Below are 23,542 nucleotides of genomic sequence, written 5' to 3'. Positions count from 1 at the left end.
CGCCTCCTTAAATTAATCTTGATCGTCATCGTAATAACCGAGCAGCTTCTTGGTTAGTTCTTCTCTTAAAGCGCCAACGATTCCGATGACCTTTGAATAAGGCATTCTAGTAGGTCCAATCACTGCAATCACACCATGACCATACTCATTCAAATCATAAGTTCCAGTGATGATACTGTAATCCTTCAACAAGTCGTTTCGAAGCTCACCGCCAATTCGAACTTGAACGTCTTTGGAATTGGGATCAATAATCTTTGAAACCGAATCCTCAGTGCCCAATAGATGATACAACGGTTTGAGCCGATCAATATTTTGCCGTTCAGCGAACTTCAATAAATTCAGCTCGCCGTCGACATGAACCTTGTCGCGACCTGCCTCAGTGAGCATTTCACCGAAGATCTTCAAAAATCCTTCAGGGGTTTGAATGTACTTGGTCATCAACATAGGAATATCAAATCTCAGCTTGTCCATGACTTCTTTGAGTGGCTTTCCAACTAATTCCGAGTTGATGATGTTAACAATCGTTTCCAGCTGTTCGGACGAAACGTTCGCCAACCGGAAAATCTTGTTCACAACATGCCCGGTATTCGTCACGATAATCGCCATCACTTGCCGATCATCCAACTTCACCAGTCGAAATCCGCCAAGCTTGAGGTTATCTCCAGACTCGGGATTAAACGTCAACGCCATGTAATTGGTCAAGTCAGATAAAACCTTTGCCGACTCCTGAATAATTTCGTCGATTCGGTTAAACTCGCTGTTAAATGAACTTTTAATTAAATCCTCGGCACCTTCATCCAGTGGATCCGGCTCGACTAAGTTATCGACGTAATAGCGATAGCCCTCGATCGACGGCACCCGTCCGGATGAAAAATGCGTCTTGGCAATTAAACCCTTTGATTCAAGTGCAGCCATGTCATTTCTGATCGTCGCGGAACTGACGTGGGTCGGAAACTCTTCGGCCAATGCCTTGGAACCAACTGGCATACCTGTTCTTGTGTAATCACGAATGATTATTTGAAGAATATTCTTTTGCCTATCTGTTAGCACCCAAATCACCTCTTTTTAGCACTCAATATACCCGAGTGCTAAGGCACATTTATAATTTAACAAACCATATGTTATAAGTCAAGGGAATATAGTGTTATTTTAGCATTAATTTGTGGAGAGTGCTAATAGTGCTAATCGATTATTTCAGGATGATCGCTGAGATAGTCGCCAGTCGCCTGTTTGTCTTTGTCCAGCTGCTCAATTAATTCTTCCGGCGTTGTAAATTTAATCTCATCTCTCAAATATTTCAACCAGTTGACTTTAACAACTTCGCCATAGATATTGCGGTCAAAGTTCATTAAATTAATTTCGACGGTCATTGGGTGACTGTCAGAAAAGGTCACGTTCTTGCCAATTGAAGCCATTCCTAAATAGCGTTTACCACCAATTTCCACTGTGACCACGTAAATGCCAATCTTTGGCAGCCACTGATATTCTGAATGCTCCACGTTGGCCGTGGGATACCCCAGAAGCCGACCACGTTCTTCGCCATGGACAATGACCCCCTCAGTTTGAAATGGGCGTCCAAGCATCTGATTAACCCCTGAGACGTCACCGGAATCCAGTTCAATCCGAATCCGGGTTGAACTGATTTTCTTATCTTTGGCATTGACCGACGGAACGGTAATGACATCAAAAGCACCCTTAACGTAGTTGGGAAAGTTCTTCATTGTGGCGGTCTTTTTGTTGCCATACGTATGGTCAAATCCGGCCACAACCGCCACCGCGTTAAAGCGCTTTAAGAAATTGTCGATAAATTGCGCTGGTGTTTGACTTTGAAACTCGTATGAGTAATTCACTAAAAAGACCTGGTCAACCCCAAAGTCTTCCAGCAATTGCATTTTGTAGTCCAATAACGTTAAATAACGCTTTTCGTGACTGGACATTTTCCGGTACACAATTGCCGGATGATGATCGTAGGTCAAAACCGCAAGTTGCACCCCACGCTTTTGTGCTTCGTCTTTGGCCCGCTGCAAAACTGCTTGATGTCCCTTGTGAAAGCCGTCAAAAAAGCCCATGGCAACGACGGTTGGGTGACTCACTTTAAACGCATCCGACAACGGATAATGAAGTCTTGATATTTGCATATTTTAATCCATCCCTTTAACTAAGCTATGAACATCCTAAATGGTCGATACTGACCGACTTTTTCGTCAAACTGATAAAGTGCTTTGACGTTATTTTGATAATCCAAACGAACAACCGCTGCATTCTGCGGGCAAATAGACTGATCCAGAAAACCGCCGTGAGAGACAATCTGCCAGCGGCTCTCATCCAACTGATAAACCGGATAATTTGCCAGTGCTTCTGTTAACGGGTGAAGCACGGATGCCAGCTGATCGCGATCCATTGCCATTCGGACCTCTTCAAGTGTCGAACACTGGGAAATGTCAAACCCGCCACTCTTAATTCGGGTTAGATCCGACATCACCGACGGTTTATCAAGTAGTCGACCAAAATCAACAGCCAGCGTTCGGACATACGTCCCCTTCGAACAACCGACTTCAAAATAAATCGTTTGGGTTTGTGCGTCTGAATCATAAGTGGCCGGTTTTAACTGCCTAAAGTAGTCAATGTGAATTGGCCGTGGCTCCCGGTGGACCGTGATGCCTTTGCGGGCGTATTCATAAAGCTTGTGGCCGTTGACCTTAACCGCAGAGTACATCGGAGGTGTCTGTAAAATATCACCAGTCAGCTGGGCGAGTGTTTGATCGATTGTCTTGGAATCAAGCGGCGTTTCAATTGGCACCTTTTCAATTAAATTCCCGTCGAGATCCTCGCTGTCGTATGCGAGACCAAGCGTTATCGCGCCACGGTATACTTTACCCGATTGCATTAACAGCTCAGAAATCTTCGTTGCTTGGCCAATGCAGATTGGCAGGACACCATCGACGTTGGGATCCAGTGTCCCGGTATGACCAACTTTTTTTGTATGTAAAATTTTTCTCAGTTGACTAATACAATCGTGACTGGTCATGCCACGCTCTTTGTATAACGCAATTACTCCGTTCATTCGAATTCTCCTATTTTTTCATGTAGTAAAAGTATATCACAAAAAAACTGCCCGACCATTTCTGGCCCGGCAGTTAAAATGTTATTCACCATTTTGTTTTAATTTATTAATTAAGCGATCGATCTTGTCGCCATATTGAACGGATGAGTCCAATTGGAACTTGATTTCAGGCGTCTTATAAATACTGAGTCGATGACCAAGCTCACCTCGGATTAACCCGGCAGCCTTTTCTAATCCCTTGGCAGTTGTTTCTTCGTCCTCAGGTTTATCAGATAAGATACTGTAATAAATGGTGGCTTGCTGTAAATCACCGGTCACTTCAACACCTGTTAAAGTCACGCCTTGAACACGTGGGTCACGGACACGCTTTAACAAAATGTCATTGACTTCTTTTTGAATTTCCTGTTCCAATCGGCCAACACGATATTGAGCCATGAAAACACCTCCAAATTACTTGACTGGCACTTGTTTCATGACGTATGCCTCAACAACATCGCCAACTTTAACATCGTTATAGTCTTTAATGGTTAAGCCAAGTTCAAATCCTTGCTTGACTTCATTAACGTCATCTTTGAATCGTTTCAAACTGTTCAATTCACCGGTGTAAACAACAACTCCATCACGAATTAAACGAATCTTACTGTCTTTTTGAACGAAACCGTCAACAACCATTCCACCAGCAATTGTACCAACCTTGGAAGCCTTGAAAATATCCCGGACTTCAACTTGGCCAGTGATTTCTTCTTTATAGGTTGGGGCAAGCATGCCCTTCATTGCTGATTCAACTTCGTCAATGGCGTTATAAATCACTTGATGAAGTCGAATGTCAACGTGGTCGCTTTCAGCCTGTGACTTTGCTTGAGGTGTTGGACGGACATTAAAGCCGATGATGATCGCGTTACTTGCTTCAGCCAGGGCAACATCACTTTCATTGATGGCACCAACACCCGAATGAATGATGTTAACCTTAACGCCTTCAACCTCAATCTTTTGAAGACTGTTGGCCAACGCTTCAACTGATCCTTGAACATCAGCTTTGATAACGATGTCAACTTCCTTCATTTCACCCTCTTTGAGTGAATCAAACAAGCTATCCAACGTTACACGCGTTGTCTTTCGACGTTCTTCAACCTGAGCTTCTTTGGCACGTTCTTCACCAACGGCCCTGGCAGTCTTTTCATCGTTAAAGACGACGTATCGATCACCAGCTTCGGGAACTTCGTTAAGACCCGTAATTGAAACTGGCATTGACGGTGTTGCTTTCTTTAAGTCGCGGCCACGTTCGTTAGTCATCGTCCGCACTCGACCAAATGTATGGCCGGCAACGATTGGGTCCCCAACATGCAAGGTTCCTTGTTGAACCAACAGTGTGGCAACAGGGCCCTTTCCTTGATCCAAACGAGCTTCGATAACAGAACCGACAGCTGGTTGATCCGGATCAGCCTTTAATTCGAGCATTTCGGCTTCAAGGGCAATCATGTCCAACAACTCGTCAATGTTCTTCCCAAATTTGGCAGAAATATTAACAAAGATTGTTTCCCCACCAAGGGCTTCAGGAACCAAGCCGTATTGCATTAATTGATCAGTAACATGTTGTGGATTGGCATCCGGCTTATCAATCTTATTAATCGCCACGATAATTGGGGTCTTAGCAGCCTTGGCATGGTTGATTGCTTCAATGGTTTGAGGCATCACACCGTCATCGGCAGCAACGACCAAAATTGTGATATCGGTAATATTGGCACCACGCGCACGCATTTCGGTAAAGGCAGCATGCCCTGGCGTATCCAAGAAGGTGATGACGTTATCGCCATGACGAACCTGATAAGCACCAATGGCCTGGGTGATTCCACCTGCTTCGCCCGCAGTAATATGTGAGTGTCGCAAATGATCCAGCAAGGTTGTCTTACCATGATCAACGTGTCCCATGATCGTCACAACTGGTGGCCGGGATACCAAATGTTCGGTATTATCCATTTCTTTTTCAAAAATCTTGTCAAGATTGGAAAGGTCTTCTTGAACCTTTTCTTTGGCTTCAATACCATAGTCAGCAGCCAAAATCTCAATGGTATCTTTGTCCAATGATTGATTTTGGTTAACCATGACACCCAGCATAAATAATTTCTTGACGATTTCAGCCGGTTCTCTATGAAGCAGCTTGCCAATTTCCTGGGCATTCATGCCATCTTGATATTCAAGGACACTTGGTAACGGCCGGTTCTTTCGTTCCGGTGCACCATGGTGTTCAACTTCACGTAAACGCTGATTCTTTTGCTTACGTTGCTTCTTGTTACGTTTTTTGTTGGCTTTTCGTGAGCCGCCGCGATTGTTGTTACGGTTCAAACTGCCGCCAAACCGGCCGCTTCCAGTATTTCGATTGGAAAAACTGTTGGCGTTGCTGTGGTTAGACGAATTTGAACTGGAATGATTGCTCGATGTCGTATTGGTGCTTGTTGAATGCGCAGCAGGTCGAGCAGTCGTATTATTTGATGGACGGTTGTTGCGATGGTCGTTGTTGGTATTATTGTGATTGTTACTCGATGTTGCAGTATGTGAACTGTTCGAGTGATTGTTGTTCGTGTGGTTATTGTTGGAATGGTTATTGTTAGAATGATTTCTTTGATCATTCGCGGTGTTACTGTGAGTCGAGTTATTCCGATTATTGGTACGGTTATCAGAATGGGTTGTCTGCTGCTGGTTTCGACTAACGGCATTTGAGCCGTTGTTGGAATGCGCAGCCGGCCGACTTTGAGCGTGGGCAGCATTCGATGAATGATTGGAATTAGTTGAATGGCCGTTACTTGCTGGCTTGTGGTTCTGTTGGCTGGTTGAATGCGGTGCATTCGAATGGTTATTGCCTTGGTGAGCCGGCTTGCTGCCACCCTTACTAAACATCTGCCTAATTTGGCGTTCTTGATTATCATCGACTGTCGACATGTGATTCTTAACGTCAAATCCCTGCTTGTTAGCACGGTCAACGATTTGCTTACTGGAGACATTTAGTTCTTTAGCTAATTCGTAAATTCGCTTTTTCCCCATACAATTACTCTCCTTTAATTTTATCGGTTAGTTCAACCAATTTTTTTGCCATACCCCGATCGGAAATTCCGATGATCGTGCGTTTCATACCAATTGCATCGCTAAGGGCTGCTTTGGTGTAATGATCGTTAACGGGAATATGATAGTAATTTGATTTATCATTAAACTTTTTTTGAGTCGCCTGGCCGGTGTCCGTTGCAATGAACAAAAAGTGAATCTTTCCGCTTCTTATTTGTGACAGCAGCATATCTTGGCCGGTAACAATGTTACTGGCTCTTCGGGCGAGGCCCAAAAAATTGAGGATTTGTTGGTCATTTTCCATCTTCAAACAACTCTTTTCTGGCTTGCTTATGATCGACATAAGCGATTAAGTCATCATAAAAGTTGTCATCCAGAGTGGTTGAAAAGACTTTTTCAAAAACATGTTCATTTTTGGCCTTTCTGGCAATGTCCACGTCAATTGAAATATAAGCTCCCCGACCAGATTTTTTACCAGTTTCGTCAATTGCGACGTGGCCATCGGAATCACGGACGATTCTAACTAATTCTTTCTTCGGAGCCATTTCACCAGTCACAATGTCTTTGCGCATTGGAATCTTTCTTTTTTTCAAAAAAATCGCCTCCTAAAAATTAGTCAACAGATCCTTGATCCGACTCATCGGAATTGGACTGGTCGTCGGATTGATCCGCACCAGTTTCCTCTGATGAATCGCCTCGATCAGTCGGCGTGTCCGATTGACTGTCCTCAACTGATTGATCATCAGCTGCAGCGGCCTCCTTGTTGGCAAAGAACTCTTTGGCCTCAGTTTCTGATTTAATGTCAATCTTGAAACTGGTTAGTTTAGCAGCCAAACGGGCATTTTGGCCCTTTTTACCAATTGCCAATGACAACTGGTAGTCAGGAACAATCACGGTACAAGCACGCTCATTGTCATCGTCGAAAATCACGTCAATGACCTCAGCCGGATTGAGTGAGTTGGCGATATAAGCCGCATCATCTTCATCCCACTCGACGATATCCATATTTTCACCATGGAGTTCGTTAACAATGGTTTGAACCCGCTGTCCTCTAGGGCCAACTGCAGTCCCAACCGGATCGATATCAGGATTGTTCGAGCGAACAGCAACTTTGGCACGATCACCAGCTTCACGCGCAATTGAAACGATTTCCACAGTACCATCATAAATCTCTGGAACTTCTTGTTCAAATAAACGTTTCAACATGCCTGGAGCGGTTCTGCTGACAAATACCTGTGGACCCTTAGTGGCATTTTCAACTTTGGTGACGTAAACCTTAATGCGGTCTTGTGGGCGGTAAACTTCATTAGGCAGTTGATCCTTTGGCCCCATGACTGCTTCGACTTTCCCCAAGTTGATGTAAACAAATCGTGAATCCTGACGTTCAACCGTTCCAGTCACCAACTCGTCTTCGTACTTGGAATATTCATCAAATACGTTTTCTCGTTCTGCTTCCCGAACCCGTTGCATAATCACTTGCTTGGCCGTCTGAGCGGCGATTCGACCGAAGTTTTTTGGTGTCACCTCAAACTTGATCTCATCCCCCAGCTCATAACCCTTGTTAATTTCAAGTGCGTCGTCAAGTGACTCTTGAAGCTGATCGTCCGTCACTTCTTCAACAACTGTTTTAACCGCATAAACGTGCATTTCACCCTTATTCGCATCGAATGAAACTTCCACGTTTTGAGCCTGACCATAGTTACGCTTGTATGCAGAAACCAAAGCGGCTTCCAAGGCTTCAATCACAACTTCTTGTTTGATGCCCTTTTCTTCTTCCAGAGCAGACAGCGCTCCTAAAAGTTCTTTACTCATTATTGTGTCTCCCTTAACTAAAATTGAATTGCGAGTCGCGACTTGGCAATTAACTGACGTGGAATTTCCAATGTATCCTGTTTACCCCATTGGTCATTTTGCAGCGTTAGCGACTCATCATCGACTGATTGCAACGTTCCTTCAAAGGTTTTCTGCCCATTTAAATTTTGATATAAAGAAACGTGGACGTATTCGCCAACAGCTTGTTGAAGCTCTTCATCATTTCGAAGTGGTCGTTCGGCACCCGGTGATGAAACCTCAAGGAAATAGGCTTGCGGAATTGGATCCGGGTCCATTGCATCGAGCTTTTCGCTTAACTCATCACTGACCAACACACAGTCATCGATGGTTATGCCACCCTTTTTATCAATATAAACGCGTAAATACCAGCTTTTATTTTCTTTTACAAATTCAACATCGAATAAGTAAAATGAATGTTCTTCCAAAATTGGTTCAACAACTTGTTTGACCGTTTCAACAACATTGCTCAAAGATAGGCCTCCTAAAAATTATCCATTAAAAAGAGCGAGCATCTCTGCTCACTCCCTTACAAGTTATTTAGTAGATTAAGAATACCATATTCCTGAACACATTACAAGTCCAGCGCCTATAGTACCTGATTTTAAGCACCTCAACATTAGTAAAATTCAATTACATCAAATCAAATAAGCTTAATTGGTTCTCATCAGGGAGACCTGCCAGAACATTGTTTTCAGTCATAAAGTCGATCAAAGTCTTTGAAACCTTGCCCCGTTTAGCCAAGTCCTCTTTGGAAATAAACGGCTTGTCTTCCCGGGCGGCAACGATTTGCTTGGCAACGTTTAATCCCAGTCCTGGGACCGAATTAAACGGTGCAATCAAGGTATCACCGTCAATCAGCCATTGACTAGCGTCGGATTTGTTCAGGTCAACCATTTGGAACTTAAAGCCCCGTTCGAGCATTTCATTTGCCAATTCAAGGACCGTCAGCAAATTCTTCTCTTTTGTGGATGCTTCCATCCCTTTGTCGTTAATCAACCGCATGGCATTTTTAACCGCTTCTTTACCACGGCACATCGAAACGATATCAAAATCGTCGGCTCGAACCGAGAAATAAGAAGCGTAATAGACCAATGGGAAATAAACCTTGAAGTAAGCAATTCTCAACGCCATCAAAATGTAAGCCGCCGCATGGGCCCGTGGGAACATGTACTTGATTTTCAAGCAGGATTGAATATACCAGTCTGGAATCTTGGCTTTCTTCATCTCAGCCTGCCAGTCGTCAGGAATTCCCCGACCATGACGCACACTTTCCATAATCTGGAATGACAATTCGGAGTCAAGCCCCCAATTGATTAAATCAGTCATAATGTTATCCCGACAACCAATCACATTGGCAATGGTTGCTGTTCCGTTCTTAATCAATTCGTCGGCATTGCCAATCCAAACATCGGTTCCGTGCGATAGTCCAGAGATTTGAAGCAGTTCGGAGTAATTGCTTGGATGTGTTTGTTCCAACATTCCCCGAACAAACCGCGTCCCAAATTCCGGCACTCCCAAAGTCCCGGTCTTTGATTGAATCTGGTCTTCTTTGACACCCAAAATCTCTGGGCTCGAAAAGATCGACATGACACCCGGGTCATCCATTGGAATCGTCTTTGGATCAATTCCTGATAAATCTTGCAGCATTCGGATCATGGTGGGATCATCATGTCCTAAAATATCGATTTTTAAAATATTGTCATGAATCGAATGGAAATCAAAATGGGTTGTCTTCCAAGCAGCATCCTGATCATCGGCCGGATATTGGATTGGCGTGAAATCATAAATGTCCATGTAATCGGGAACAACGATAATGCCAGCCGGATGTTGGCCGGTTGTCCGTTTAACCCCGGTCGCACCCTTGGCTAATCGATCTTCTTCAGCTTGACGGTAGACTTGACCGGTATCCCGTTCAAAGGCCTTCACGTAACCATAAGCGGTCTTATCGGCCACCGTTCCAATCGTTCCGGCACGAAAAACATTTTTCTCGCCAAACAACACTTTTGTGTAGTTATGGGCAATTGGCTGGTAATCCCCAGAAAAGTTCAAATCAATATCAGGAACTTTATTTCCGGTAAATCCTAAGAATGTTTCAAAGGGAATGTTGTGCCCGTCACCAATCATTTTGGTTCCGCACTCTGGACAGTTTTTGTGGGGAAGATCATAACCTGAGCTGTACTCACCCTTGGTAAAGAATTCAGTGTGCTGGCAATTCGGACAACGGTAGTGCGGCTGCAATGGGTTCACTTCAGTAATCCCGGTAAGGGTCGCAACCAAGCTGGATCCGACTGACCCACGAGAACCTACCAAATACCCATCCTTATTACTTTTAGCAACCAATCGTTGGGCGATCAAATAAATAACCGAGAACCCATTACCAATAATACTTTTGAGTTCCTTATCAAGTCGATCGGCGACAATCTTAGGAAGTGGGTCCCCATACCATTTGTGGGCGGTATCCATCGTCCGAAATTTAATTTCATCCTCGGCACCTTCCATTTTTGGTGTATACAATTTGTCTTTCAGCGGGTGGACGTCGTCAATTTCATCCGCAATTTTGTTGGTATTGGTGACGACAATTTCTTTGGCCTTTTCAGCGCCTAAAAATGCAAAGTCGCCCAACATTTCATCCGTGGTTAGAAAATGTAAATCCGGTAACTCTTGGCGGTTCAAAGGATTAGCACCACCCTGAGAATTAATCAAGATCTTTCGATAGATATAATCCTGCGGGTTCAGATAATGAACATCCCCAGTCGCCACTACCGGTTTTTTGAGCTCTTCGCCCAACTTAACCATGTTGGTTAAGATCTGCTCCAAGTTATTTTCATCAGAAATCAAGCCAGACTCAATCAACGGCGCATATGCCCGCTTGGGTTGGACCTCTAAATAATCGTAAAACGCAGCCTTTTGCCGTGCTTCGTCGATACCCTTTTGCATCATCGACGTAAAGACTTCCCCAGAAGAACAGGCGGAACCGACAATAATGCCATCCCGGTATTTTTCAAGTTGGGTTCGTGGCACTCTTGGAACCCGATAGAAATATTCAACATTTGACAAAGAAACAATCTTAAACATATTCTTCAGTCCCGCCTGAGTCTTGGCAAGTAAGATTGCATGGGACGGACGCGCGTGACGATAGGCGTCATTGTCAGTCATATGATCGTTGAGCTGATCATGATAGGCGATGCCGTAACGATCTTCAGCATCCTTTAAGAACAAATAGTTCAAATGTCCAGTTGTTTCCGCATCATAAATGGCTCGGTGATGGTGCTCCAGACTGACATCAAACTTCTTGGCCAATGTATTTAAACGATAGCCACGCAGATTTGGATATAAGAATCGTGCCAAAGTCAGGGTATCGATGATCGGGTTCGCCATTTCCGGCATTCCGTGTCTTACATACCCCGTATTCATGAATCCCATATCAAATGTCACATTATGACCAACGACAATTGCGTCTCCGCAAAATTCTCTGAATAATTTAAATACTTCTTCTTCAGATTTCGAACCGTGGACCATTTCATCTGTGATTGACGTCAAATTAGTGGTTCTTTCAGATAAGTGAAAACCCGGATCAATAAATTCTTCGAACTGGTCAATAACGTTACTGTTTTGCATTTTGACCGCAGAAAGTTCGATGACGCGGTCGTAGATTGCCGACAGGCCGGTTGTTTCAGTATCAAAGACGACGTAGGTTGCGTCCTTTAATGGCACGTGTTTGTCATTGTAGGTAATCGGAACCCCGTCATCTACCAAGTTGACCTCAACTCCGTAAAGCATCTTAATCTTATTCTTTTGACCAGCGTGAAAAGCATCCGGAAATCCTTGGACGCCCGCATGATCGGTGATGGCCAATGCTTTCTGGCCGAAATTGGCAGCTTGTTTGGCAAAATCCGCAATGTTATTGGTGGCATCCATCTGACTCATCGTGGTGTGCAGATGAAGTTCAACCCGTTTTTCGCCCTCAGGTGCCTGATCTTTTCGACTGACTGTCTTAACGGGATTAATATCGTAAGCATTCAACGTCAACTCATGAGAGTAGTTGTCTTCTTGGACACTGCCCCGCACCTTGACCCAATTGCCTTCGTTAACATCCTCAAATAACGCTTCTTCACCCTTGTTGGAAAACTTCTTGACCTGGATTGAAGAAGTGTAGTCAGTGATTTTTAACATCAGTAACTGCCGTCCCGAACGCAAAGAACGAATTTCTTTATTGAATACAAACCCGGAAACGACCACTGAGCGTTCCTCTTCAACAATGTCTTCCATTTTGGTAATGGGCAGATCATCTTTAATTTTTCGGCCAATGGTGGTCTTACCACCATTTCCACCGGAGCGCTTGGGATGGGCTTTTGCATTTTCCTGAATGGCTTCGTTGGCCTTTTTGACCAGCTCCGCATTCGCAGCTTCATTTTTCTTTTTAAGCGCCTGAATATTCTGCTGAGATGAGCTTTCATCAACGATCGTATGAATAGTAAAATCAGGGAATCCGGCGCGTTGATACATTTCTTCGATTGGTCCCAAAGCGGTATTGGTCATAAAATCTTTGACAATGTCGTTCTCGGCAACAAATTCGACTCTGGAATCCACAATTGACGGATACTTGTCAGCGCATAATTCCTTCAATAACGGCGATGTCACCCCACTGTTAGGAACCGCCCACTGCCAGTATTGTCGTAACAACTGTTCCGTGAAGGTATCATTTTCTACAGAAATATCCAACGAAACGGTGGCAATATCCTGAAAAGCTGAATGTAGCCGCGCATTAAAATCGTTAAAGACCTCGAAGGGCAGAATCTTGGGGATAGAAATATCAAACTGCCAACGTTGACTTTGTTTATGAACTTCCAAGCGATCGATTTTGGCACCTTGAAAGTATGGCAACTCACTTGCCTGTGGCCATTGAAGTTGTTCCAACAACTTCTCAAACAATTCTTTTCGATCCAAACTCACGGTTTGCCCTCCTATTTAACACATGAAACATCCATGAACACAAATGGTTGGACGCAAAACATCAGTTTTGTTCCAACCACTTTTTTACTGACGATAACTTACGTCTATATTAATTAGTTACGGTATCACTAGTCAAGATTCTTCAACATTTTTTTAACCGCACTATTTAAATCGGAGACTGGACTTTCAGCAGTCTCACCGGTCTTTCGAACTTTCAATTCAACAATGCCGTCTTCGGCTTTCTTACCAATTGTGATTCGCAATGGAATTCCCATTAAATCAGAGTCGGCAAATTTAACACCGGCCCGTTCTTTACGGTCATCAACCAACACTTGGAGACCGTCATCGGTTAATTGAGCTTCAATTTTGGCAGCAAGATCCATTTGAACGTCTTTTTTGGCGTTAATTGCAATCACGTGTACATCAAACGGTGCAACTGCCCGTGGCCAAATAAGGCCGTTCTCATCGGCGTTTTGTTCAGAAATAGCTGAGAGCAGTCGGCTGACACCAATCCCGTAAGATCCCATAATAACCGGAACAGCACGACCATTTTCATCCAACACAGTTGCTTTTAATGATTTAGAATAACGGGTGCCCAACTTGAAAATATGACCAATTTCAATTCCACGAGTGAACTTCAATTTGCCCTTGCCATCAGGTGATAGTTCACCCTCCTTAACAATCACAAAGTCGCCAACGGCATCAATTCTATAATCACGGTCAGCATTGACGTTAATATAATGGTAGCCGTTTTCATCGGCGCCGACCACGGCGTTTTTGATGTTGACAACTCGCTGATCGGCTAAAATCTTCACGTCTTCGCTGACACCAACGGGGCCAAGTGAACCAAAATCAGCACCAAGGTATTTCTTAGCTTGATCATCGGTGGCCATATCCAGGAAATCTGCTCCTAAGTAGTTTTTTAATTTAACATCATTGACGTCGTAATCTCCCCGAACCAGCACCATAACGGGCTGTTCATCAGCAACATACAACATCGACTTGATTGTTTGAGTCTCTGGAACATCCAAGAGTTTGGCAACTGCAGAAATCGTCTTGGCATTTGGCGTCTCGATCTTCTTCATTTCAGCTTCTGGGGTGTCGTCAACTTCATCCGTCACCTTTGATTTCGCCATTTCCAAGTTGGCAAAATAATCACTGCCATCTGAATAAACAATCGTGTCCTCACCTACGGCAGCCATTGCAGAAAATTCCTTGGAGTCGGAGCCACCCATAGCGCCACCGTCACCGATAATGACCCGATATTTCAATCCAATTCGGTCAAAGATATTCCGGTAGGCTTGCTCCATGGCATTATATGTTTTGTCCAAGTCTTCATCGTTAGTTGCAAACGAATAGGCGTCCTTCATGATAAATTCCCGACTGCGTAAAAGTCCGTATCGTGGCCGATTCTCATCGCGGTACTTGTTTTGAATTTGGTACAACACCAGTGGTAATTGCTTATAGGACTTGATTGAATCACGAATTAACGCTGTAAACGTTTCTTCGTGGGTCGGCCCCAAAATGAAGTCAGTTTCGTGGCGGTTCTTAAATTTAAATAATTCTGGACCGTATGTATCATAACGGCCTGATTCTCTCCAAAGATCCGCTGGCAAGATATCCGGCATCAGCATTTCGTGAGCGGATGTTGCTTCCATTTCTTCTCGGATAATCGTTTCAATCTTGTTTAAAACCCGATACGCCAATGGTAAATAAGCGTACATGCCGGCAGAAATCTGGCGAATATACCCGCCGCGGACCAGCATTTGGTGACTGAGTGCTTCAGCGCCCTTAGGGGTTTCTTTTAACGTTGGAATCAGCATCTGTGATTGCTTCATGTGTAAGGTTCTCCTTCATTATTTACTTAATTAATGCAAAAAGTATCTCTCAATATCGTTCCAAGTGACCAAAATCATCAATAACATCAAAAAGGCAAACCCGATTAATGTGATAACGGTCTCAGTCGTCTGGGAAACCGGCTTTCTTCTGATCGCTTCCAGAATATTCAACACTAACTTACCACCGTCTAATCCCGGAATTGGAATCAGGTTAATGATCGCTAAGTTCAGTGATAAGAAGGCTAAGAAGTTCAACACGCCGCTTAGTCCCATTTTGGCAGCTTGAGAAGTGGTGGCGAAAATAGCAACCGGCCCTCCCAAGTCATTTAAACTAAAGTGGCCGCTGACCATGCTCCAAAGTGCGCCAAACAGCTGTTTAGCCACCGACCAGGTCGTGGTGAAGCCAGAGAGAATTTTAGCTTTGAAACTCTTGTCCATTGTCTGCGTGATGCCAATAAATCCAGTGGTCTGACCACCAGACGATTGCGCTTTTGGCTTCATCGACAACACTTTGTCCTGACCATTTCGGTCAACTTTGACGGTAATTTTTTTATTTGCTTTAGACCGGATCTGGACAGTTAAATCTTCCCAGTCAGTCGTCTTATGCCCATTGACTTCAATAATCCTGTCGCCTGATTTCATACCTGCAGAACGGGCAACCGAATTAGTCGGCATGACGTCCACCTTGTTGGTATTGGACTGGACGCCACCTTGAACAAACCCAAGAATGGTATAAACCAAAATTGCCAGCAATAAGTTGTTAAAAACGCCGGCAACGTTGGTCACCATCCGGTTGGGCAAAGAAGCTGACTGAAACTGAACGTCACGCGGTGCAATTTGCAGAGCTGTCCCGTCTTTTTCAATGATTGTCGCATCGTGATCCACAGGATATGATTTGACCTGAGTCTCATCACCATTTTCATAGCCTTTGACGTATAGATCCGTGTCTAAGTTGGTATCGGTTACGGTCAAAGGAATCCCTTGAAACAGTGAATGTTTATTACTGGTATTAATTGAGGTTACAACGCCTTGATCATTTAATTGTAGTGTGACCGGCGTTCCCGGCTTAAGTTCATCTTCACCATCATCTGCTTCCCCTGCCATCCGCACGTAACCGCCAAGCGGCAGCAGCCTCAAGGTAAACGTTGTGCTGTTTTTTCGGTAGTAGAAGACTTTGGGTCCCATTCCAACGGAAAATTCGCGGACTAAAATCCCCGATCGTTTTGCGGTAATGAAATGGCCGAACTCATGAAAGATCACCAGAATCCCAAAGACGATGATGAAAACAATAATTGTAGTTATCAAGTGACACTTTCCTCCTAAAAACTAAATGATACCAACCAAATGAAGCATTGGTAACACAAACAGTAAACTATCGAAGCGGTCTAAAATTCCGCCATGTCCTGGTAGAATTTTTCCTGAATCCTTAACCCCATAGTAACGCTTAAGTGCAGATTCAATTAAATCACCAAATTGACCAGCTATAGAAAGAATAATCGTGATGATGAACATTTGCAATAAGGAATGTCCTGAAACCGGATAGAAGTAGACGAACGTCGTGCAAAGAATCGTCGCTGCAAGTGAGCCGCCAATTGATCCTTCCCAAGTTTTGTTTGGACTAATTCTTGGGGCTAATTTATGTTGACCGAACATCCGGCCAAAAATGTAAGCACCGCTATCGGTAACCCAGACAATGAACAGTGCGTATAGTAACACCGTCAGGCCGATTTCTCGGGCGGCAACAAAGTAGTGAAAGCCCATTCCAATATATAACATGCCCAGTGCAATAACGCCGGCATCGTCAAATGAAAAAAGGTTTCGACTCAATACGGTCATCAATAAAAGCATCAAGACGAACAGGAAAAAGACAAATGTCTGGCTGATATGCCCCGGTAAAAAGCCGACCCAGGAATCAGGTAGAATCAAAACACTGACCCCAAGATAGGCAATGATGGATTCAGGTGAAATCAATAACTTCTTTTTCATCACGAGGATTTCAGAGATCGCAACAATCCCCAAAACAAGAGCGGCAATATCCACCCAGATGCCACCCATAATGATGATCGGTATAAATATTAGTAACGCTACTACAGCAGTTATTACACGTTGTCTCACTGTGTATCTCCCCTATTAGTCGTATCGAGGCCCCCGAAGCGACGGTCCCGATGCTGATATTCTAAAATCATATGATCGAACACATCTTTATCAAAGTCAGGCCAAAGAACGTCCGTAAAGACCAGTTCACTGTAGGCAATCTGCCAAAGCAAGAAATTTGAAATGCGCTCTTCCCCGCTGGTTCGAATCAGCAGGTCCGGATCAGCTAATTGACCTAGAAAACCGGTCATGAGATGATCCGAAATCGTTTGATCGTCGATTTCATCCGGATCAAGCTTACCATCCACGACGCCATCCACAATTTGCTTCATGGCCAGGGTGATATCTAACCGACTGCCGTAATTGAGGGCAAAGTTCAAAATCATACCAGTACAATGAGCAGTATCTTTGACCGCGTCGTGAACTGCCTGTTGTGTCTGAGCCGGCAGTTGGTCGATCAACCCCATCACCTGAACTTGAACATTATTTTCAACCAGTTCAGGCACAAAGTCATTGAAAAATTTGACCGGTAATCCCATCAAATAGCTCACTTCATCATGTGGTCGTTTCCAATTTTCCGTCGAAAATGCGTATAGGGTTAATACCTTAACCCCCATCTTGCTGGCAACCTTTGTAATCGTCTTAACGGTTTCCATTCCACGTTTATGGCCAGCAATTCTTGGCATGTGGCGCTTTTTAGCCCATCGACCATTCCCGTCCATGATAATCGCGACGTGTTCAGGAATGCGATTCATATCCAAGTGTTCTTCTGACTGTTGATTATTTTGTGTGTTGTTAAACATTGCACGCTCCTTAAATGACCTTAAGGCAAAAATAAAGGATGAGAAGTAAAACTCATCCTAAAATGCACTTAATTATTAGTCCGTTGCACCATCGGGACGTTCAACCATGCGCCATTCACCACGTTTTGCTTCAGCGAGCGTATTGAAATACTTCAACAATTTATTAGCATCTTCAGGACTCTTTTGGCCCAGGAGATTTAACCCCTTACCGGTGGTGTACGGTTCGGATAAATCGGTGATTTCGTTGTCATTTTCAATTGTGGCCGTTGAAAACGCAATGACCCAGTCATCTTCAACAAGTTGAGAAACGATGAAAAACAGGTTGAAGTCATCCGTAACGTAGGCAGGCATGGCATACAACCCGTCTTGAACAGGCTGTAAGTGACCATTATTGTAATCTAATACGCCTAAATTATCTTCCGTGACTGGCGTGTTTAATTTAAACAACATTTTTTCAAATTCGTCTGTTCCTGGTACAACTGCAATTTCGTCATTATCTGATTGATTATTATTGTTATCTGCCATGATATTGTCCCTCTTTCTAACCGTTCATTACTTCTTTTTCTTTATCAGCGACAATATTATCGACGCCCTTAATCGAATCATCTGTTAACTTCTGAACTTGATCTTCAAAGCGATGAAGTTCGTCATCTGTAATATCTTCGTTCTTGTTGCTGCGTTTCAAAGTATCCATTGCTTCACGGCGAACATTTCTGATGGCCACTTTACTCTTCTCACCAGTTGCCTTTACCTGCTTGGCGATTTCTTTACGACGATCCTCAGTCAATGCTGGGACTGCCAACCGAATGGCCGTACCATCATTGGCAGGGCTAATCCCCAAGTCGGCTTCATAAATTCCTTTTTCGATGTTTTCAAGGGCCGTCTTATCATACGGCGTGATTAAAATAACCCGTGCTTCCGGAATTGAAATGGAAGCAATTTGGTTTAAGGGTGTGGGTGCACCGTAATAATCAACCGTTACACCGCTCAATAAGCTCGCATTGGCATGACCGGCACGAATACTACCAAGTTCACGTTCGAGGACTTCGCGGGCTTTCTTCATTTTTTCTTTTGCTTCATTTAACACTGATTGTGCGTCTGCCATATTTATTTCTCCTTAACTGTTGTTCCAATGCTTTCGCCAGTCACAACTTTGCGAATATTTCCGGGCTTGTTTAAATTGAAAACAACCAACGGAATATGATTATCCATCGATAGTGAACTGGCAGTCGAGTCCATTACTTTGAGGCCTTTTTCTAAGATATCCATGTAAGAAAGGGTATCAAACTTAACGGCATCTTTATCCGTCCGTGGATCAGCAGAATAAATGCCATCAACGCCGTTTTTCGCCATCAAAATCGCATCGGCGTTAATTTCAGCGGCCCGTAAAGCGGCTGTCGTATCTGTTGAAAAATATGGATTTCCAGTTCCAGCCGCAAAAATCACAACCCGACCTTTTTCAAGGTGACGAACTGCCTTTCGGCGAATGTATGGTTCAGCAATCTGTCTCATTTCAATCGATGTTTGAACTCGAGTCGGAACACCCAGATGTTCTAGATTGTCCTGAAGTGCGAGTCCGTTCATGGTGGTCCCTAACATACCGATATAATCAGCTTGGGCGCGTTCCATGCCCATCTCGGCCCCGGATTCACCGCGCCACATATTACCGCCACCAACGACGATGCCGATTTGAACACCCAGATCAAAAATATCTTTGATTTCTTGGGCGACGTTCTTAATAACGGGTGGATTAATGCCAAAGCCGCGATCTCCGGCTAAGGCTTCACCACTCAATTTTAAAATGATTCGATTGTATTTTACTTTAGACATCTAAGTGCCTCCCATAGTTAATCATTACTACTAATTCTAGCATATTAAGCTTGCAATCAACAAGAAAACACGTATTTTCAATAATTCTTTATTAAATATTATGACCATCATTTCAAAAAATACGCGATAAATATGCCCAGTTCAAATTTGATGCCACCAACAATTCAAATACAAGATTGTGGTTAAATCGTAAAAAAAGTGGGACAAGCAGCAATTGCCCCTCGTCCCACTTTGATTATTCATTGAATTACTTTAATTGGTCCCGTACTTCATCTTCAAAGCTTTGTTGCTTCTTTTCGATTCCTTCACCAACTTCATAGCGAACGAATTGAACGATTGAACCATTCTTTGATGCAACATATTTTGAAACAGTCATATCTGGGTCTTTAACGAAGTCTTGATCTTCAAGGCAGATTTCAGCCAAGAACTTGTGAAGACGACCTTCAACCATCTTTTCAACGATCTTTTCAGGCTTACCTTCATTCAAAGCTTCCTGTTTGAGAATTTCTTTTTCGTGAGCTAAGCGGTCAGCTGGCACTTCATCCTTGTTAAGATATTCAGGATTTGTTGCAGCAACGTGCATTGCAACGTCTTTTGCAGTATCGGCATCGGCACCCTTAAGCAGAACCAATGCGCCAATTAAGCCACCGTTGTGCAGATATGAGCCGAATACTTCATCATCGTTCTTTTCAACTAATGTAAAACGACGCAAGGTTACTTTTTCACCGGTAACTTGAGTGGTTTCAATCAAGTCATCTTTAACAGTGCCTTTGTCAGTTTTTAATTCAAGCGCAGCATCAACGTCTGCAGGCTTGTTCGCAACGATTGCGGCACTTACCCGCTTAACCAGTTCCTTGAATGGATCACTTGAAGCAACGAAATCTGTTTCTGAGTTGATTTCAACGATTGCAGCAGTATTACCATCATAAGCAATTGTTGCCAAACCGTTGGCAGCAACCCGGTCGCTCTTCTTTTCAGCCTTGGCAACACCCTTTTCACGGAGTACTTCGATTGCCTTGTCAAAATCGCCTTCAGTTGCAACGAGCGCTTTCTTCGCGTCCATCATACCAACGCCGGTCTTTTTACGTAAGTCCATAACTTGAGATGCTGAAATTTTTGCCATGTTCGTGGCCTCCTATTGATTATGACTAAAAACTGACTCCACACCAAGGCCAAATTGGTCCAAAGCGATAGAGTCAGCCTAAGTGCTAATATTTATTTGTCAGAATCATTGCTGCCTTCAACGGCGTCTGCAATGTCTTCAATTGAATCTTCTTTTTTGTCTTTCTTGTCGCCATCTTTACCTTCAAAGGTCTTTTCGTTGACGTCATCTTCACCTTGACGGCCTTCGATGATTGCGTCAGCCATCTTTGAAGTGATCAAACGAACGGCACGAATGGCATCGTCGTTTGATGGGATCACAACGTCGATTTGATCTGGATCAGTGTTGGTATCAACCATGGCAACGATTGGAATGTTTAACTTCATTGCTTCGTGAACGGCAATTTGCTCTTTACGAGGATCAACGATAAACATCACATCTGGAATCTTAGGCATATCTTCGATACCACCCAAGAATCGTTCCAACTTTTGTTCCTGCTTGATCAAAAGTGAAACTTCCTTCTTTGGCAGAATGTCAAAAGTACCATCAGTAGACATCTTCTTAAGATCCTTCAAACGCTTAACACGTGATTGGATGGTTTCCCAGTTGGTTAAGGTACCACCAAGCCAACGATTGTTAACGTAGTATTGGCCGGCACGAGTTGCTTCTTCAGCGATTGAATCCTGTGCCTGCTTCTTAGTTCCAACAAACAGAACAACGGCGCCCTTAGCAGCTTCGTCCTTCATGAAGTTGTAAGCAACGTCAATGAGCTTAACCGTCTTTTGTAAGTCAATGATGTAAATACCGTTACGTTCAGTAAAGATATATTCTTTCATCTTTGGGTTCCAACGACGAGTTTGGTGACCGAAATGTACTCCGGCTTCCAGTAATTGTTTCATAGAAATAACAGCCATAATGTAGCCTCCATATTGTTTTTATCCTCCCCAACGATCATCTGTCATCGGAACCATCCCTGGCAACTCCCATAACATCACGCTGGGTGTGTATTTAAAACACCTTTAAAAGTATAAAGGAAAACTGCCGTAAGCGCAAGCAAAAATCCTGAATAAGCATGAATTTCACGGACAAAATTTTTAAATTTCTATGAAACATGTTAGAATGATGTTTCGTGGCAAGGAGGAATATATGACATGATTAAAGCCATCGTTTTTGATGTTGACGATACACTTTACGACACGAAGCCTTCGTTCAATCAAGCGTTTAATGAAACATTCAATTTGAACTTGTCTGATGAACTCATGGATAATGTCTTTTCGAACTATACCCAGCAAGAACAACTTGCAATTGCGGAATCCAACTCAGACTCCAACATAAAACTATCTGAAGATGAAATCAACTTCCACTCACTGCACCACACATTTAAACGATTTGATTTAAATGGATTGTCTCAAGAAACGGCGGCTGCTTTTTCTGAGGCTTACCAATTGGCAAGTAATTCCATTCACCTATTTGACGGCTTAACCACCCTCTTCAACGAGCTGGCCAGCAAATTCCAACTTGGAATCATTACCAATGGCTCCAACGAAGTCCAACTCGCCAAAATTATGAAACTGAAACTTCACCATTGGTTCGGTCGTGACCAAATCATCACCTCTGAGGATGCCAACGCCAAAAAGCCGGACCCATTAATTTTCACGTTGATGAATCGAAAATTTAATCTCCGTGGAAATGAAATGATCTACATTGGCAGTTCATACTATGAAGATATTGTTCCCGCCAAAAAAGCCGGTTGGGAAACGGTTTGGTACAATAATCACCAAAGTCCAATTGCCGACCCACAGATCATTCCTGATCAAACAGTGAAAAATCCTGCTGAATTAAGGGACCTGTTAATGGATTTGGCTGCACAAGTAGATTGAGGCGTTTTTCAACAAAATAAGAGGTTTCAGACAAGCTTTTCAGCTCATCTGAAACCTCTTTATTTTTTAGCAAAAAGTCAACTTTAAAGTTGAACTAATTTGTCTGATTTACCAGTGCTGATCAATGACTTGTTTGCATCCATTGCAAAGAATACCATGTTACGAACGGCACGCTTCGTGTAGAAGGCAATATGTGGACTTACCAAAACGTTTTCGCGCTTCATCAAGTTCTTAAGACGATCGTCTGGAATCTTGTCAAAGCTGCCAAAGTCAGTGTTGAAAATACCAACTTCGTCTTCGTAAGTATCAATTGCGGCTCCGCCAACTTTGCCTGAGTCAAGGGCACGGATTAATGCGTCGGTGTCAATCAGGGCACCACGAGCTGGGTTAAGGATGAAGACACCGTCTTTCATTTTAGCAAGTGTCTGATCGTTAATCATGTGTTCGTTTTCTTTAGTAGCTGGGGCGTGTAATGAGATGACATCTGATTGGGCATAAAGCTCTTCAGGTGTATCAACGTAGACGCCTTCTTTTTCAAGTTCAGGATTATGATAAATATCATAAGCGATGACCTTGGCACCAAAGCCCTTGTAGATGCGCATTGCAGCGCGACCAATACGGCCAGTAGCAAAGACACCAACAGTCATTTGGTTCAATTCGTCAGCAATGTCTGGTGCCCAACGAAGGTCCCCATTGGCCTGTTTACGGTCAAATGTGTTGGTCCGACGAAGTAATCTCATTAATTGAGTTACGGTGAACTCGGCAATTGCTTCTGGAGAATATGCGGGAACGTTGGTTACTTGAATTCCGTTACGCTTTGCAGCGTCGACATCAATGTTGTCAACACCCACGTTACGAAGTGAAAGGAACTTGATACCAAAGCTGCCTAACTTATCCAAAACAGCGGCAGTGTAAGGCTTTTGTTGATAGGTAACAACACCATCAGCGCCCTTTGCCTGGTCAACAGTTGATTCATCAAGCAATTCACCGGTTGAAGCAACTTCAACATCGGGGTTTTCTTCACTCCACTTGTCTAAATAAGGTTTCTCATCGTCACGAATGCCATATGCAATAATTTTCACGAATAT

General features: G+C 43.5%; 21 protein-coding genes. 1 reads left to right on the top strand and 20 read right to left on the bottom strand.

Annotation, left to right across the window (positions count from 1 at the left end):
- Positions 1-12: 12 nt before the first annotated feature.
- The 19 genes from hrcA to rpsB all read right to left on the bottom strand — a co-directional run bounded on the left by hrcA (position 13) and on the right by rpsB (position 21,488).
- Entirely contained in the window at positions 13-1,056 is a 1,044-nt protein-coding gene (gene hrcA / locus FC51_RS01115; protein ID WP_057909377.1) for a heat-inducible transcriptional repressor HrcA, read from the bottom strand.
- Between the two features lie 125 nt (positions 1,057-1,181).
- On the bottom strand, positions 1,182-2,138 hold the full coding sequence (ribF, locus tag FC51_RS01110) for a riboflavin biosynthesis protein RibF (RefSeq protein WP_057909219.1): 957 nt from the start codon (positions 2,136-2,138) through the stop codon (positions 1,182-1,184).
- A 20-nt stretch (positions 2,139-2,158) separates the two neighbouring features.
- The gene (truB, locus tag FC51_RS01105; RefSeq protein ID WP_057909220.1) at positions 2,159-3,064 is read right to left on the bottom strand and encodes a tRNA pseudouridine(55) synthase TruB; all 906 of its coding nucleotides are present in this window, start codon (positions 3,062-3,064) and stop codon (positions 2,159-2,161) included.
- Positions 3,065-3,145: 81 nt separating this feature from the next.
- A complete protein-coding gene (gene rbfA, locus FC51_RS01100) occupies positions 3,146-3,499 on the bottom strand; it encodes a 30S ribosome-binding factor RbfA (protein ID WP_057909221.1) in 354 nt (117 codons plus the stop codon).
- A 15-nt stretch (positions 3,500-3,514) separates the two neighbouring features.
- Positions 3,515-6,103: a translation initiation factor IF-2 gene (infB, locus tag FC51_RS01095; protein ID WP_057911127.1), complete on the bottom strand. Its 2,589-nt coding sequence runs from the start codon at positions 6,101-6,103 to the stop codon at positions 3,515-3,517.
- A gap of 4 nt (positions 6,104-6,107) precedes the next feature.
- On the bottom strand, positions 6,108-6,425 hold the full coding sequence (locus FC51_RS01090; protein WP_057909223.1) for a L7Ae/L30e/S12e/Gadd45 family ribosomal protein: 318 nt from the start codon (positions 6,423-6,425) through the stop codon (positions 6,108-6,110).
- The gene (rnpM, locus tag FC51_RS01085) at positions 6,415-6,714 is read right to left on the bottom strand and encodes an RNase P modulator RnpM (protein WP_057909224.1); all 300 of its coding nucleotides are present in this window, start codon (positions 6,712-6,714) and stop codon (positions 6,415-6,417) included. Before rnpM ends, FC51_RS01090 begins: the two co-directional genes overlap by 11 nt.
- A 19-nt stretch (positions 6,715-6,733) precedes the next feature.
- Positions 6,734-7,933, bottom strand: coding sequence for a transcription termination factor NusA (nusA, locus tag FC51_RS01080; protein ID WP_057909225.1), 1,200 nt, complete (start codon positions 7,931-7,933; stop codon positions 6,734-6,736).
- Positions 7,934-7,950: 17 nt separating this feature from the next.
- Positions 7,951-8,424, bottom strand: coding sequence for a ribosome maturation factor RimP (gene rimP, locus FC51_RS01075; RefSeq protein WP_057909226.1), 474 nt, complete (start codon positions 8,422-8,424; stop codon positions 7,951-7,953).
- Between the two features lie 160 nt (positions 8,425-8,584).
- Positions 8,585-12,907, bottom strand: coding sequence for a PolC-type DNA polymerase III (locus FC51_RS01070; protein WP_099046980.1), 4,323 nt, complete (start codon positions 12,905-12,907; stop codon positions 8,585-8,587).
- A 128-nt stretch (positions 12,908-13,035) separates the two neighbouring features.
- On the bottom strand, positions 13,036-14,745 hold the full coding sequence (locus tag FC51_RS01065; RefSeq protein WP_057909227.1) for a proline--tRNA ligase: 1,710 nt from the start codon (positions 14,743-14,745) through the stop codon (positions 13,036-13,038).
- Between the two features lie 30 nt (positions 14,746-14,775).
- On the bottom strand, positions 14,776-16,050 hold the full coding sequence (gene rseP / locus FC51_RS01060) for an RIP metalloprotease RseP (protein WP_057909228.1): 1,275 nt from the start codon (positions 16,048-16,050) through the stop codon (positions 14,776-14,778).
- A 21-nt stretch (positions 16,051-16,071) separates the two neighbouring features.
- A complete protein-coding gene (locus tag FC51_RS01055; protein WP_057909229.1) occupies positions 16,072-16,860 on the bottom strand; it encodes a phosphatidate cytidylyltransferase in 789 nt (262 codons plus the stop codon).
- Positions 16,857-17,642 carry an isoprenyl transferase gene (locus FC51_RS01050; protein WP_057909230.1) on the bottom strand — a complete coding sequence of 262 codons (786 nt, stop codon included), beginning with the start codon at positions 17,640-17,642 and terminating at the stop codon, positions 16,857-16,859. Before FC51_RS01050 ends, FC51_RS01055 begins: the two co-directional genes overlap by 4 nt.
- Before the next feature lie 75 nt (positions 17,643-17,717).
- Positions 17,718-18,167: a hypothetical protein gene (locus FC51_RS01045; protein ID WP_057909231.1), complete on the bottom strand. Its 450-nt coding sequence runs from the start codon at positions 18,165-18,167 to the stop codon at positions 17,718-17,720.
- Positions 18,168-18,183: 16 nt separating this feature from the next.
- Positions 18,184-18,747 (bottom strand): ribosome recycling factor, encoded by a 564-nt coding sequence (frr, locus tag FC51_RS01040; RefSeq protein ID WP_057909232.1) that lies wholly within the window; start codon positions 18,745-18,747, stop codon positions 18,184-18,186.
- A gap of 2 nt (positions 18,748-18,749) precedes the next feature.
- The gene (gene pyrH, locus FC51_RS01035; RefSeq protein ID WP_057909233.1) at positions 18,750-19,472 is read right to left on the bottom strand and encodes a UMP kinase; all 723 of its coding nucleotides are present in this window, start codon (positions 19,470-19,472) and stop codon (positions 18,750-18,752) included.
- A gap of 247 nt (positions 19,473-19,719) precedes the next feature.
- Positions 19,720-20,595: a translation elongation factor Ts gene (tsf, locus tag FC51_RS01030; RefSeq protein WP_057909234.1), complete on the bottom strand. Its 876-nt coding sequence runs from the start codon at positions 20,593-20,595 to the stop codon at positions 19,720-19,722.
- Between the two features lie 92 nt (positions 20,596-20,687).
- On the bottom strand, positions 20,688-21,488 hold the full coding sequence (gene rpsB, locus FC51_RS01025; RefSeq protein WP_057909235.1) for a 30S ribosomal protein S2: 801 nt from the start codon (positions 21,486-21,488) through the stop codon (positions 20,688-20,690).
- Between the two features lie 237 nt (positions 21,489-21,725).
- Here rpsB and FC51_RS01020 point away from each other — a divergent pair, with 237 nt between their 5' ends.
- Entirely contained in the window at positions 21,726-22,454 is a 729-nt protein-coding gene (locus FC51_RS01020; protein WP_057909236.1) for an HAD family hydrolase, read from the top strand.
- Between the two features lie 83 nt (positions 22,455-22,537).
- Here the strand turns inward: FC51_RS01020 and FC51_RS01015 are convergent, their stop codons facing one another.
- Positions 22,538-23,536 carry a D-2-hydroxyacid dehydrogenase gene (locus FC51_RS01015; protein ID WP_057909237.1) on the bottom strand — a complete coding sequence of 333 codons (999 nt, stop codon included), beginning with the start codon at positions 23,534-23,536 and terminating at the stop codon, positions 22,538-22,540.
- Positions 23,537-23,542: the final 6 nt, after the last annotated feature.

The organism is Lentilactobacillus parabuchneri DSM 5707 = NBRC 107865, assembly GCF_001435315.1.
Lineage (GTDB): Bacteria > Bacillota > Bacilli > Lactobacillales > Lactobacillaceae > Lentilactobacillus > Lentilactobacillus parabuchneri.
The sequence above is the reverse complement of the archived record's forward strand: the minus strand, read 5'-3'. Positions and strand labels throughout refer to the sequence as shown.